The 12,914-nt window shown below is 71.4% G+C and carries 12 protein-coding genes and 1 tRNA gene; 7 read left to right on the top strand and 6 right to left on the bottom strand.

What is annotated here, in order from left to right:
- The first annotated feature begins 36 nt into the window (after positions 1 to 36).
- The 3 genes from ABD709_RS20700 (at position 37) to thpR (ending at position 1,873) form a co-directional block, all read left to right on the top strand.
- Positions 37 to 504 (top strand): hypothetical protein, encoded by a 468-nt coding sequence (locus ABD709_RS20700; RefSeq protein ID WP_344778960.1) that lies wholly within the window; start codon positions 37 to 39, stop codon positions 502 to 504.
- A 73-nt stretch (positions 505 to 577) separates the two neighbouring features.
- Positions 578 to 1,294 (top strand): VIT1/CCC1 transporter family protein, encoded by a 717-nt coding sequence (locus ABD709_RS20695; protein ID WP_344778959.1) that lies wholly within the window; start codon positions 578 to 580, stop codon positions 1,292 to 1,294.
- A gap of 3 nt (positions 1,295 to 1,297) precedes the next feature.
- Positions 1,298 to 1,873, top strand: a complete 576-nt coding sequence (gene thpR, locus ABD709_RS20690) for an RNA 2',3'-cyclic phosphodiesterase (protein ID WP_344778958.1) — start codon at positions 1,298 to 1,300, stop codon at positions 1,871 to 1,873.
- 175 nt (positions 1,874 to 2,048) lie between these two features.
- Here the strand turns inward: thpR and ABD709_RS20685 are convergent, their stop codons facing one another.
- The 4 genes from ABD709_RS20685 to upp all read right to left on the bottom strand — a co-directional run bounded on the left by ABD709_RS20685 (position 2,049) and on the right by upp (position 6,957).
- Positions 2,049 to 3,251, bottom strand: coding sequence for an MFS transporter (locus ABD709_RS20685; RefSeq protein WP_344778957.1), 1,203 nt, complete (start codon positions 3,249 to 3,251; stop codon positions 2,049 to 2,051).
- Positions 3,251 to 4,672, bottom strand: a complete 1,422-nt coding sequence (gene pntB / locus ABD709_RS20680; protein ID WP_344778956.1) for a Re/Si-specific NAD(P)(+) transhydrogenase subunit beta — start codon at positions 4,670 to 4,672, stop codon at positions 3,251 to 3,253. Before pntB ends, ABD709_RS20685 begins: the two co-directional genes overlap by 1 nt.
- A gap of 17 nt (positions 4,673 to 4,689) precedes the next feature.
- A complete protein-coding gene (locus tag ABD709_RS20675; protein ID WP_344778955.1) occupies positions 4,690 to 6,225 on the bottom strand; it encodes a Re/Si-specific NAD(P)(+) transhydrogenase subunit alpha in 1,536 nt (511 codons plus the stop codon).
- A gap of 87 nt (positions 6,226 to 6,312) precedes the next feature.
- Positions 6,313 to 6,957, bottom strand: coding sequence for a uracil phosphoribosyltransferase (gene upp / locus ABD709_RS20670; protein ID WP_344778954.1), 645 nt, complete (start codon positions 6,955 to 6,957; stop codon positions 6,313 to 6,315).
- Positions 6,958 to 7,068: 111 nt separating this feature from the next.
- Here upp and ABD709_RS20665 point away from each other — a divergent pair, with 111 nt between their 5' ends.
- Genes ABD709_RS20665 through ABD709_RS20655 form a run of 3 tightly spaced genes read left to right on the top strand, consistent with a single transcriptional unit; the run spans position 7,069 to position 9,784 of the window.
- Positions 7,069 to 7,557: a tRNA adenosine deaminase-associated protein gene (locus ABD709_RS20665; protein ID WP_344778953.1), complete on the top strand. Its 489-nt coding sequence runs from the start codon at positions 7,069 to 7,071 to the stop codon at positions 7,555 to 7,557.
- On the top strand, positions 7,554 to 8,015 hold the full coding sequence (locus ABD709_RS20660; RefSeq protein WP_425575209.1) for a nucleoside deaminase: 462 nt from the start codon (positions 7,554 to 7,556) through the stop codon (positions 8,013 to 8,015). The genes ABD709_RS20665 and ABD709_RS20660 overlap by 4 nt, the downstream gene beginning before the upstream one ends.
- 20 nt (positions 8,016 to 8,035) lie before the next feature.
- The gene (locus tag ABD709_RS20655; protein ID WP_344778952.1) at positions 8,036 to 9,784 is read left to right on the top strand and encodes an aminotransferase class V-fold PLP-dependent enzyme; all 1,749 of its coding nucleotides are present in this window, start codon (positions 8,036 to 8,038) and stop codon (positions 9,782 to 9,784) included.
- On the opposite strand, the gene exaC is transcribed toward ABD709_RS20655, so the two are convergent.
- Both exaC and ABD709_RS20645 read right to left on the bottom strand, forming a co-directional pair.
- The gene (gene exaC / locus ABD709_RS20650) at positions 9,754 to 11,277 is read right to left on the bottom strand and encodes an acetaldehyde dehydrogenase ExaC (protein WP_344778951.1); all 1,524 of its coding nucleotides are present in this window, start codon (positions 11,275 to 11,277) and stop codon (positions 9,754 to 9,756) included. The two genes, ABD709_RS20655 and exaC, sit on opposite strands and share 31 nt — an antisense overlap.
- 81 nt (positions 11,278 to 11,358) lie before the next feature.
- Positions 11,359 to 12,564, bottom strand: a complete 1,206-nt coding sequence (locus tag ABD709_RS20645) for a GAF domain-containing protein (protein WP_344778950.1) — start codon at positions 12,562 to 12,564, stop codon at positions 11,359 to 11,361.
- 132 nt (positions 12,565 to 12,696) lie between these two features.
- Here ABD709_RS20645 and ABD709_RS20640 point away from each other — a divergent pair.
- Positions 12,697 to 12,786, top strand: a tRNA-Ser gene (locus tag ABD709_RS20640).
- Positions 12,787 to 12,914: the final 128 nt, after the last annotated feature.

The following is a 12,914-nucleotide window of genomic DNA, read 5'->3' as shown; positions in this document are numbered from 1 at the left end:
CCGTTGCGCACACCCCCGCGCAGAACGGAGTCGGCCGTGCGTGCTCTCGACATCGCCGCCCAGCTGTCCAGCGTGCTGGCCAGCATCACCATCGTGTTCGCGATCTTCGCCTACCGGCGCGAGGTCCGCGGTCAGAACCTCAGCGGGCTGTTCTACCTGCACCAGTACCTCGCGCAGCCGCGGTTCGCGGAGGCACGCCGGGCAACCCGCACCCGGCTGGCGCACGTGCCGTTCGAGGAGTGGACGGAGTCCGACGTGGACGTCGCGTTCGACGTGGCGCTGAGCTTCGAGGAGGCCGCGCTGCTCCTCGGTGGCGAGGTGCTCAACGACAAGGGCCGCGACCTGATGATGTCGTCGTACTGGGGGCGCAGCATCCTGGAGTACTACGCGATCCTGAAGGACTTCATGCGTTCCCCGGTGTCGCCGACGATGACCGGCGCGCAGTACTTCCCGAACTTCACCGCCCTGCACGCGGAGGCGCTCGCCGTCCACGGATGGGAGTGAGGCCGAGCCGCCGGGTTGAGCAGAGGCTCACCTTTGTTGCGACCCGACCACGGACGAATGGACGATGGGTCGCATGACGTCCCCTGTTGATGTGGTCCACGAGCACGGCGACACCGAGGGGCTCGGCAACCGCCTGAACTGGCTCCGGGCAGGCGTGCTCGGGGCGAACGACGGCATCGTGTCGACCGCGGGCCTGGTGATGGGCGTCGCCGGAGCCACGAGCGACCGGACCGCGATCCTGATCGCGGGCGTCGCCGCGCTCGTCGCGGGTGCGTTGTCGATGGGCGCGGGGGAGTACGTCTCCGTCTCGACGCAGCGCGACGCGGAGCTCTCCCTGATCGCCAAGGAGCGCCACGACCTCGAGCGGATGCCGGAGGAGGAGCTGCACCACCTCACGGGACTGCTCGAGGATCGCGGCCTCTCCCCGGAGGTGGCCAGGACGGCGGCGGAGGAGCTCACGGCGAAGGACGTGCTGCGCGCGCACGCCGAGTTCGAGTTCGGCATCGACATCGACGACGTCACCAACCCGTGGAGCGCCGCCCTGGCCTCGATGGTGTCCTTCTCCATCGGTGCGCTGCTGCCGTTGCTCACCATCCTGCTGCCGACGCCCGAGCGGTTCTACGTCACCGCCGTCGCCGTGGCCGCCGCGCTGGCCGTCACGGGCTGGACCTCGGCCCGCCTCGGCTACGCCCACCCGCTGCCCGCGGTGATCCGCAACGTGCTCGGCGGGGTCTTCGCGATGGGCGTGACCCTGCTGATCGGAAGCGTGCTCGGCACCCGGATCGGCTGAGCCGTGGGGACCCGCCTGTTCGCGGCGATCGTGCCGCCCGAGGACGCGATCGAGCACCTCGACGCCTTCCTGGACCCGCGTCGCGAGGCTGCCGACTTCCGGTGGATCCCGGCCGACCAGCTGCACGTCACGCTCGCGTTCATGCCCTCGGTCGAGGACCAGCGCGTCGACGAGTACGTCGACCGCCTCGCCGAGGGCCTGGCCCGGACCCCGGTCCCGGTGCTGCAGCTCGGCGGCCCCGTCACGTTCCCCGACGCGCACCGCACCCGGCTGCTCGCCACCGGGGTGCTCCCTGTCTCCGAGGGTGCCGACGTCGTGCTCGAGCGGATGGCCGGCCGCGCGCGCAACGCCGCGGTCACCGTCGGCACCGAGGTCGACGGTCAACGGTTCCGCCCCCACCTCTCCCTCGCGCGGTTGCGGCACCCGGCCGACACCACGAACTGGGTCCGCCTCCTCGAGACGTACGCCGGTCCCGAGTGGCCGGTCATCGAGGTCGCCGTGATCGCCTCCCACCTCGGTGAGGGCCCCGGCAACCGCCCCCGGTACGAGACGATGGCCGAGATCCCCCTCGCCGGTTGAATCGAAGGTCTCTAGGCGTTGATTCGAGGTTCCCTCGGGCTCGATTCGAAGGTCGCTCCGGGTTCAATCGAAGGTCTGGGCGTTGGCGCGCCCGACGCGGATCCTCGACTCAACCCCGAAGGACCCTCGATTCGACGCTGAGGGAACCTCGAATCAACCTCTACAGACCTTGGATTCAACGGGGGAGCTGGTCCTCGACGGGCGGGGACCTCACGACCACCGCGCCGGTGACGGCGATGGCGACGGCGAGCACGGCCATGACCACGACCGCGGGGGTCCAGGAGCCGGTGGCCTCGTGCAGCAGGCCGGCGCCGAAGGTGGCGGCACTGGCGCCGAGGTAGCCGAATCCCTGGGTGAGCGCCGAGAGCTGCGAGGTGCCGTCCGGGGTGCGCGACCGGGCAGGGATCATCGCGAGCACCCAGGTGAAGGCGCCGCCGCCCATGCCGAGCAGCACGGCCCACAGCCAGCCGCCGAGCGCGAGCGGCGCGGTCGCGACACCTGTCCAGCCGACCACCGTCACGGCCGCGAACGCGACCGGCAGCACGATGCTGCCGTGGGTCAGCCGCATCAGCGCGGGCAGCGACAGCGTGACCGGGATGCCGACGCCGGCGAGGACGCCGAGGAGCGCCCCAACGTGCGCGTCGTCGGCGCCCGCGCTGGTGAGGATCTCGCCCCACCACCCGAACTGGACGTAGGCCTGCGCCGACTGCGCGGCGAAGCAGAGCAGCATCGCCTGACCGGTGCGGGTCCGCGCCAGCTGTCCCAGCGAGACGGTGTGCGCCCGCCGCTCGCGCGGCTCACCGGTGCGCTCCCGCAGGATGGTCGGCAGCCAGAGCAGTGCGCCGACGACCGGGGGCACCGCCCAGAACCCCAGTCCCCACCGCCAGCCGCCGAGGGCGTCGGCGAGCGGGACCGTCGTCGTCGCGGCGAGCGTCGCGCCGCCCATCAGGGCCGCGCCGTAGAGCGAGCTCACCAGGGCCACGTGATCGGGGAAGTGCAGCTTCGCCAGGGGCGGCAGCACCACGTTCCCCAGCGCCGCCCCGGCCATCGCCACTCCGGTACCGAGGAGGAACACGGCGCCGGAGTCGGTGACCGCCCGGATCGCCAGCCCGGCCGCCACCGTCACCAGCAGCACCACCGTGACCCGGTGGGCGCCGAACCTGAGGATCGCCCGGCCGGTGCCCAGGCCGACCACCGCGAAGCACAGGGCCGGGAGGGTGGTCAGCGCGCCGGTGGCGGTCGCGGACAGGTGCAGGTCCGTCTGCACCCGGTGCAGCACGACGCCGAGGCTGCTCACCCCGGACCGCAGACACAGGGCGAGCACCACGATCGCCGTACCGACTGCGACCGCGGTGAGTGCGGTACGGCGAGGAGCCACTAGCCGAGATCGCGCAGGATGTCCTCGACGCGCTCCTTGGCGTCGCCGAAGAGCATCCGGGTGTTCTCGCGGAAGAACAGCGGGTTCTGCACGCCGGCGTAGCCCGTCGCCATCGACCGCTTGAACACGATCACGTCCTTGGCGTTCCAGACCTCCAGCACGGGCATGCCGGCGATCGGGCTCCCGGGGTCCTCGGCCGCGGCCGGGTTGACCGTGTCGTTGGCGCCGATCACGAGGACGACGTCGGTGTCCGGGAAGTCGTCGTTGATCTCGTCCATCTCGAGGACGATGTCGTAGGGCACCTTCGCCTCGGCGAGGAGCACGTTCATGTGTCCGGGCAGGCGGCCCGCGACCGGGTGGATGCCGAACCGCACCTCCACCCCCTTCGCGCGCAGCTTGGCGGTCAGGTCCGCGACCGGGTACTGCGCCTGCGCGACGGCCATGCCGTAGCCGGGCGTGATGATCACCGACGACGCGTCGGCCAGGAGCTCCGCGGCCTCGTCGGCCTTGATCTCGCGGTGCTCGCCGTAGTCGGTGTCGTCCGCCGGGCCGGCCTCGATGCCGAAGCCGCCGGCGATGACGGAGATGAACGAGCGGTTCATCGCCTTGCACATGATGTAGCTCAGGTAGGCACCCGAGGAGCCCACCAGTGCACCGGTGATGATCAGCAGCGGGTTGTCGAGCAGGAAGCCCGAGGCCGCCGCGGCCCACCCGGAGTAGCTGTTGAGCATCGACACGACGACCGGCATGTCGCCGCCGCCGATCGAGGCGACCAGGTGCCAGCCGAGCAGCAGGGCGATCGCCGTGACCGCGACCAGCAGCCACAGCTGCGGGTCGGCGACGAACCACACGGTCAGCGCGAGGAAGACGACGAGGGCGCCGACGTTCAGGAAGTTCTTGCCGGGCAGCATCATCGGCTTGGAGCTGATCCGCGCCGAGAGCTTGAGGAACGCCACGATCGAGCCGGTGAAGGTGACGGCACCGATGAACACGCCGATGAAGACCTCGGCGCTGTGCACGCCGAGCAGGTCCTCGACGGCCAGCCGGCGTGCCTCGAGGCCGTGCGGCTCGTGCTCGGTGTGCAGGTAGCCGTTCCAGCCGACCAGCACGGCCGCGAGGCCGACGAAGCTGTGCAGCAGCGCGATCAGCTCGGGCATGCCGGTCATCTCGACGACGCGGGCCCGCCACAGGCCGACCGCGGCGCCCACGATCACGGCGCCGATCAGCAGGACCACGGGCAGCGCGTCGAGGCCGTCGTCGACGACCTTGGTGACCGTGGCGACCAGGGCGATCGCCATGCCGAGGATGCCGAAGCTGTTGCCCGCGCGGGCGGTCTCGTGCTTCGAGAGGCCGGCGAGGGCGAGGATGAACAGCAGGGCGGCGACGACGTACGCCGCGTAGCTGGCGGTCGCAATAGACATCAGGCGTCAGCTCTCTATCAGGACCGGGAGAACATTCCGAGCATCCGGCGCGTCACGGCGAAGCCGCCGAACACGTTGATGCTCGCGAGCAGGGTGGCGAAGGCGGCCAGGATCGTGATCGCGGTGTTGTCGAAGCCGAGCTGCACGAGCGCGCCGACCACGATGATCCCGGAGATCGCGTTGGTCACCGACATCAGCGGTGTGTGCAGCGCGTGGTGCACGTGCCCGATGACGTAGTAGCCGATCACGATCGCCAGCGCGAACACCGTGAGGTTCAGCTGGAGACCGGCGGGCGCGAGCGCGATGAGGAGGAACAGCAGCAGCGCGAGGGCGCCCACCAGCGACAGGCGCCCGCGCTCGGTCAGCCGCGGGCCCTTCTTCTCCTCCTCGGCCGGGCCGGCCTTGGCGGCCACCGGCTTCGGCGCCGCCGAGACCTGCACGGCCGGCGGCGGCCACATGACCTCGCCGTCCTTGGTGACCGTCATCCCGCGCTGGACGACGTCGTCCATGTCCAGGGTCAGCTGCCCGTCCTTCTCGGGGGTGAGCAGCTTGAGCAGGTTGACGACGTTGGTGCCGTAGAGCTGGGAGGTCTGCGCCGCCAGCCGGCCGGCGAGGTCGGTGTAGCCGAGGATGGTCACGCCGTTGTCGGTGACGACCCGCTGGTCGGTCTCGGTGCCCTCGACGTTGCCGCCGTTGGCGGCCGCCATGTCGACGATGACCGAGCCGCCGCGCATGCCGGCGACGGTCTCGGCGGTGATCAGCTTCGGCGCCGGGCGGCCCGGGATCAGCGCGGTGGTGATGACGATGTCGGCGGCGCGCGCCTCCTCGTCGTACATCGCGGCGGTCGCCTGCTGCTGCTCCTCGGTCATCTCCTTGGCGTAGCCGTCGGAGCTGACCTCGCTCTCGAGCTCGACCTCGACGAACTGCGCGCCCATCGACTCGACCTGCTCGGCGACCTCGGGGCGTACGTCGAACGCGCGCACGATCGCGCCCATCGCCGAGGCCGCGCCGATCGCGGCCAGACCGGCGACGCCCGCGCCGACCACGAACACCCGGGCGGGGTTGATCTTGCCGGCCGCGGTGACCTGGCCGGTGAACATCCGGCCGAACTCGTGGGCCGACTCGACCACGGCGCGGTAGCCCGCGACGTTGGCCATCGACGACAGCACGTCCATCGACTGCGCGCGCGAGATCCGCGGCACGGCGTCCATCGCGAGGGCGGTCACGCCGGCCTGCGAGAGCTGCTCGACCAGCTCGGGGCTGCGCATCGGCGCCATCATCGAGATGATCGTGGCGCCCGGGCGGAGCCGGCCGAGCTCCTCCTGGGTCGGGGCGTTGACCTTGACCACCACGTCGGCCGCCCACACGTCGTCGGCGCTGCCGACCCGGATGTCGGCGTCGGTGAAGGCGCTGTCCGCCTGGTCCGCCGCGTCACCGGCGCCGGACTCGACGACCACGTCGTAACCGAGCTGGGTCAGCTGGGTCGCCGTCTTCGCCGTCGCGGCGACCAGGGTCTCGCCCGGCCTCGTCTCGCGGGGGATGCCGATCAGCACGAAGGAGCCTCCTCAAGCAGGGGTGCAGCGGTGGTCACCGTAGCGAAGCCCCGACGTCCCGCAGCCGGAACGACCAGTTGTGAGACGTCAGGCGCCGACGATCCCGTAGAGCCGGTCGCCGGCGTCACCGAGCCCCGGCACGATGTAGCCCTTGTCGTTGAGCCGCTCGTCCATCGCCGCCGTCACGACCGTGACCGGCACGTCGAGACCCGCGAGCTCCTGCTCGAGCCGGCTGCAGCCCTCGGGCGCCGCCAGCAGGCACACGGCGGTGATGTGGTCGGCGCCGCGGTCGGTGAGGAACCGGATCGCCGCGGCGAGGGTGCCGCCGGTGGCCAGCATCGGGTCGAGCACGTAGCACTGGCGCCCCGACAGGTCCTCGGGCAGCCGCTCGGCGTACGTCGACGCCTGGAGCGTCTCCTCGTTGCGCACCATCCCGAGGAAGCCGACCTCCGCGGTCGGGAGCAGGCGCATCATCCCGTCGAGCATGCCGAGCCCCGCCCGCAGGATCGGTACGACGAGCGGGCGCGGGCTGGCCAGCTTGGTCCCGGTCGTCGGCGCGACGGGGGTGACGATCTCGTGCGGCTCCACCCGGACGTCGCGGGTCGCCTCGTAGGCCAGCAGCGTCACCAGCTCGTCGGCCAGGCTGCGGAACGTCGGGGAGTCGGTGTTCTCGTCCCGGAGCACGGTGAGCTTGTGGGCCACGAGGGGGTGGTCGACGACCAGGGTGCGCATGGCACCGCACCCTACGGCTCTCCCGAGAATTTCTCTGGTCCGGCGGCCTCCGGCGTGACACGCTGGTGCAGGGCCCCGGACCGGGCCGCAGCCGAGCGGAGGAGGAACGTCGTGACCATCGTCGATGATGACGTCGACTTCGCCCTGGCCGCCTACCGCGAGGAGGGCGAGTGGCAGGTCGCGGAGCTGACCCACGACCACGTGGGCGGCATCGACGACCTGGCAGCCGCACTGCGCCGGCTCCCCGGTGACGCCGGCGCCGTCGGGATGGTCGCGATCGACGAGGACTTCTTCGTCCTGGTCCGCGTCGCCGGCCCGCGGACCAGGGTGCTGCTCTCCGACATCACCGCCGCGACCGAGTGGGAGCTCGCCGCGTCCGCGGTCGAGTTCCTCGGACTGCCGGCCCCCGAGGACGACGAGGACGACGTCGAGCCCGCCGGTGACCTCGAGCTCCTGAGCGATCTCGGGATGGAGGCGATGGACCTCGCGGTGCTGCTCGACGACGAGGACCTCTACCCCGACGAGATGCTCTCCGACGTCGCCCGCCAGCTCGGCTTCGGTCCGCTGTTCGACGACGCCGTCGGCCTCACCTCTGCATGAGCCCTGGCGACGCCTGGCGCGCGCCGATGGAGGCCGCGCTGGGCGAGGCGCGGGCCGCGCTGGCGACCGGTGACGTACCCATCGGCGCCGTCGTCGTGGACGGCGGCGGCGCCGTCCTCGGCTCCGGTCGCAACGTGCGAGAGGCGGAAGCCGACCCGACGGGTCACGCCGAGGTCGTCGCCCTGCGCGCGGCCGCCCGCGGCCGGGGGGAGTGGCGGCTCGACGGCTGCACCCTGGTCGTGACCCTCGAGCCGTGCACGATGTGCGCCGGCGCCGCGGTGCTGGCGCGGGTCGACCGGGTCGTCTTCGGCGCGTGGGATCCCAAGGCGGGCGCGGTCGGCAGCCTCTGGGACGTGGTCCGCGACCGCCGGCTCAACCACCGTCCGGAGGTCGTGTCCGGCGTACGGGCCGAGGAGTCGGCGGCGCTGTTGGAGGATTTCTTCGCGACACAGCGGTGAGTCGGGTCTAGCGTCACCTCATGGAGGTTCCCGAGCACACGCAGCCGCCGGTGGAGACGCCGCTGCTGCGCCGGATCCGGGAGTCGGTCATCGGCGACGACCAGGTGATGGCCGGGCCGTTCGGGCCACGCCGGGTGACGTACGCCGACTACACCGCGTCCGGCCGCGCGCTGTCGTTCATCGAGGACTTCATCCGCGACGAGGTGCTGCCGCGCTACGCGAACACCCACACCGAGTCCAGCGGGACCGGCCTGCAGACCACCCGGCTGCGCGAGGACGCGCGGGCGATCATCCGCGACGCGGTGGGTGGGGACGACGAGACGGTCGTGGTCTTCGCCGGCTCCGGCTGCACCGGCGCGATCGACAAGCTGATCGGCGTGCTGGGGCTGCGGATCCCCTCCGCCCTCGAGGACGAGTACCACCTGAGCCGGGCGATCCCGGGCGACCGCCGGCCGGTCGTCTTCCTCGGTCCCTACGAGCACCACTCCAACGAGCTGCCGTGGCGCGAGTCCGTCGCGGACGTCGTCCCCATCCCGGCGGACGCGGACGGCCACATCGACCTCGCGCTGCTCGAGGCCGAGCTCGAGAGGTACGCCGACCGCCCGCTGAAGATCGGCAGCTTCTCCGCCGCCAGCAACGTCACCGGCATCCTCAGCGACACCGCCGCCATCTCGACGCTGCTGCACCGGCACGGCGCCCTGTCGTTCTGGGACTTCGCGGCCGCGGCGCCGTACGTGGGCATCGAGATGTACGGACCCCGCGCCGACGACCCGCTCTGCTACAAGGACGCGGTCTTCCTGAGCCCGCACAAGCTGATCGGCGGTCCGAGCACGCCCGGCGTCCTCGTCGTGCGGCGCGAGCTCCTCGCCAACCGCGTCCCGGACGTCCCGGGCGGCGGCACCGTCACCTACGTGAACTCCGCCGACCACCAGTACCTCGCCGACCCCGTCCAGCGCGAGGAGGGCGGGACGCCGGCGATCGTCGAGGCGATCCGGGCGGGCCTGGTCTTCCAGCTCAAGGAGGCGGTGGGCGTCGACGTCATCCGCGCCCACGAGGCGGCGTACCTGCATCGCGCGGTCGAGTGCTGGCGGACCGAGCCGGCGATCGAGATCCTCGGCAACCTCGACGCCGAGCGGCTGTCGATCGTGTCCTTCGTCGTGCGCGCGCCGAGCGGGAAGTACCTGCACCACAACTACGTCGTCGCGCTCCTCAACGACCTGTTCGGGATCCAGTCGCGGGGCGGCTGCTCGTGCGCCGGCCCCTACGGCCACCACCTGCTCGGCATCGACCTGGACCGGTCCCACGAGTTCGAGCGCGAGATCACGCGTGGCTGCGAGGGCATCAAGCCGGGGTGGGTGCGGGTGAACTTCAACTACTTCCTGTCCGAGGCGGTCGTCGACTACGTCGTCGAGGCCGTGCGGCTCGTCGCCCGCGACGGCTGGCGGCTGCTCGGCTCCTACCGCTTCGACGCCGCCCGTGGGCTGTGGACGCACCGCGACGGCCCGGTCGAGCCGCCGCTGCGCCTGCGCCGGATCACCTACGACGACGACGGCCGGATGCGCTACGACCACCACGACGACACCGCTCCGGAGAGCGTGCTGAAGGAGCACCTGGAGGAGGGCGCCGCGCTGCTGCGCGACGCCACTCCGCCGGCCCTCGACGGCGACCGCGAGCCCGTGTCCGCGGACTTCGAGCAGCTGCGCTGGTTCGAGCTGCCGCCGGCCTCGCTCGCCGAGGCTCAGAAGAACCCGAGCGCGTTGTCGTCGTAGGACACCAGCAGGTTCTTGGTCTGCTGGTAGTGCTCGAGCATCATCTTGTGCGTCTCGCGGCCGATGCCGGACTGCTTGTAGCCGCCGAACGCCGCGTGCGCGGGGTAGGCGTGGTAGCAGTTGGTCCAGACCCGGCCGGCCTGGATCTCCTTGCCCGCCCGGAAGGCCTGCGAGCCGTCGCGCGACCACACGCCGGCGCCGAGGCCGTAGAGCGTGTCGTTGGCGATCTTGAGGGCGTCGGCCTCCTCGTCGAACCCGGTCAGCGACACGACCGGGCCGAAGATCTCCTCCTGGAAGACCCGCATCGAGTTGTCGCCCTCGAACACCGTGGGTGTCACGTAGTAGCCCTCGGCGAGGTCGCCGCCGAGCACGTTGCGCTCGCCGCCGGTGAGGACCTTGGCGCCCTCCTCCTTGCCGATCTCGATGTAGGACAGGATCTTCTGCAGCTGGTCGCCGGACGCCTGCGCGCCGATCATGGTCGTGTCGTCGAGCGGGTTGCCCTGCTTGATCTGCTCGACCCGGGCGACGGCGTCGTGGACGAAGTCGGAGTAGATGCTGCGCTGGACGAGCGCGCGGCTGGGACAGGTGCAGACCTCGCCCTGGTTGAGGGCGAACATCGCGAAGCCCTCGAGCGCCTTGTCGTAGAAGGCGTCGCGGTGCTGGGCGACGGAGTCGAAGAAGATGTTCGGGCTCTTGCCACCGAGCTCGAGCGTGACCGGGATCAGGTTCTGGCTCGCGTACTGCATGATCAGCCGGCCGGTCGAGGTCTCGCCGGTGAAGGCGACCTTCGCGACGCGCGGGCTGGAGGCCAGCGGCTTGCCGGCCTCGACGCCGAACCCGTTCACCACGTTGAGCACCCCGGCGGGCAGCAGGTCGCCGACCAGCTCGACCAGCTTGAGGATCGACCACGGCGTCTGCTCCGCGGGCTTGAGCACCACGGCGTTGCCGGCGGCGAGCGCGGGAGCGAGCTTCCAGACCGCCATCAGGATGGGGAAGTTCCACGGGATGATCTGCCCGACGACCCCGAGCGGCTCGTGGAAGTGGTAGGCCACCGTGTTCTCGTCGATCTCGCCGATCGACCCCTCCTGAGCACGGAGCGCGCCGGCGAAGTAGCGGAAGTGGTCGACCGCGAGGGGGAGGTCGGCCGCCAGGGTCTCGCGGACCGGCTTGCCGTTCTCCCACGTCTCCGCGACCGCGAGCATCGGGAGGTTCTGCTCCATCCGGTCGGCGATCCGGTTCAGGGCGTTCGCCCGCTCGGTGGCCGACGTGCGACCCCAGGCCGGGGCGGCGGCGTGGGCCGCGTCGAGCGCGGCCTCGATGTCCTCGGCCGTGCCGCGGGCGATCTCGGTGAACGGCCTGCCGTTGACCGGGGAGATGTTCTCGAAGTAGTCGCCCTTGACCGGGTCGACCCACTCGCCGCCGATGAAGTGCCCGTAGCGGGCGTCGACGGAGACGAGCGAGTCCGGCTGGCCGGGGGCTGCGTAGACGGTCATGTGGTGCTCCAGGTGTCGGAAGACCGCCACCTCGCGTGACGGTGCTCACACGCTAGGAACCGAGACGTTGCGGTGACGTTGCTAGGCCAGCTCGCGGTCGAGCCGGGCGATCTGCCCCTCGACCAGCGCGCGGACAGGGGACGTGGCCGGCACGTTGCGGCGCTGCGCCTCCCACATCTCGTAGTCGTCCCGACCCCAGGCGGAGCGGGTCCACGCCGACATCAGGTCGGCGGCGCCGGACCTCAGCAGTGCGTGCCGGAGGTTCGACGCGAGCTCCTCGCGGATCCGTACGACGCCGGGCGCGGTGGAGCGCGGCAGCACCGGTCCGTCGTACCCCCTCATCGCGGAGCGGAGATCGCCCGCGGCGAGCTGCGCGCCGATCGCCAGCCAGTCGCCGGTCACCGGCGCGGTCAGGCGGTACGGGCGCGAGGCGAGCAGGTGGTCGCCCAGGAGACCCCGCAGCCTGTTCAGCTCGGCGCGCAGGGTCGAGGACCCGCCGTCCTCCTCGTAGAGCAGGACCGCGAGCTCGTCGCCACTGAGGCCGGCCGGCGACGTCGCGAGCAGGGCGACGATCTCGCTGTGGCGCCGGGAGAGCCGGAACCGTCCCGGCCGGTTGCGGTCGTCGGCGATGCTCACCAACGCCTCGTTGCGGCCGAGCACCTCGAGCACGATCCGGGCGCCGGTCGCGTGCGGAGCGGCGTCGCGACGCGGCAGGTGGCGCAGGAGCTCGGCCTCGGCGAGCCGGGCGGCAGCCCGCACCATCGCCATGGTCTGCGGTACGACGACGTCGTCGCCGCCGGTCACGTCGAGCACGCCCAGCAGCCGGCTGGTGCCGGGGTCGTGGATCGGTGCGGCGGCGCAGCTCCAGGACCGCACACTGGCCCGGAAGTGCTCGTCGCGGGTGATCATCGCCTCGCGCCCCGTCGCCAGGGCGAGCCCGGGGGCGTTGGTGCCGGCGAGCCGTTCGTCCCAGTTGCTGCCCTCCACGAAGCCGATGCGCTCGGCCCGCCGCAGCGACTCCGAGGTCCCGCACACCCACAACAGGTTCCCCTCGGCGTCGGCGAGCGCCATCACCGCGCCGCACGCACGGACCTCCTGGCCGAGCACGTCGTCGAGCAGGGGATAGACCCGGGCGAGCGGGTGCGCCTCCCGCTGGCCCCTCAGGTCGGAGTCGCCGAGCGCGATCGGTGCGTCCTGCTGGCCGACCTCGACCCCGGCCGCAGCTGATCGCTCCCAGGACGCGACCACGTCGGCCCGCATCGGGGCCGGGCGCGGGTCAGGAGTCACAGCGCAAGTAGACATGGGCTTCCCGGAGTCGGACAGGGACTTCGGTCCCGAGTGTCCGTACCCGAGGTTGCATCCAGGTTGCCCGGGTGCTCGATTTCAACCACGCCCGGGCGCTCCGGTAATCTTCCCGGCGGTGGCGTGTCCGAGCGGCCGAAGGTGCATCACTCGAAATGATGTGTGGGGTCAAACCCACCGTGGGTTCAAATCCCACCGCCACCGCCACTGTGATGTCTCAGGACATCTGCAAGATCCGAACCCACGGAGTGGGTTCGGATCTTGGTCATTTGCGGGGTTGGTAGTCGGTGTTGGTGTCGATGGTGAGGTCTCGGAGGAGCTCGCCGGTGATGGCG

The sequence above is a fragment of the Nocardioides panacisoli genome (genome assembly GCF_039537325.1).
Lineage (GTDB): Bacteria > Actinomycetota > Actinomycetes > Propionibacteriales > Nocardioidaceae > Nocardioides > Nocardioides panacisoli.
This window is presented reverse-complemented; position numbering and strand designations above follow the sequence as displayed.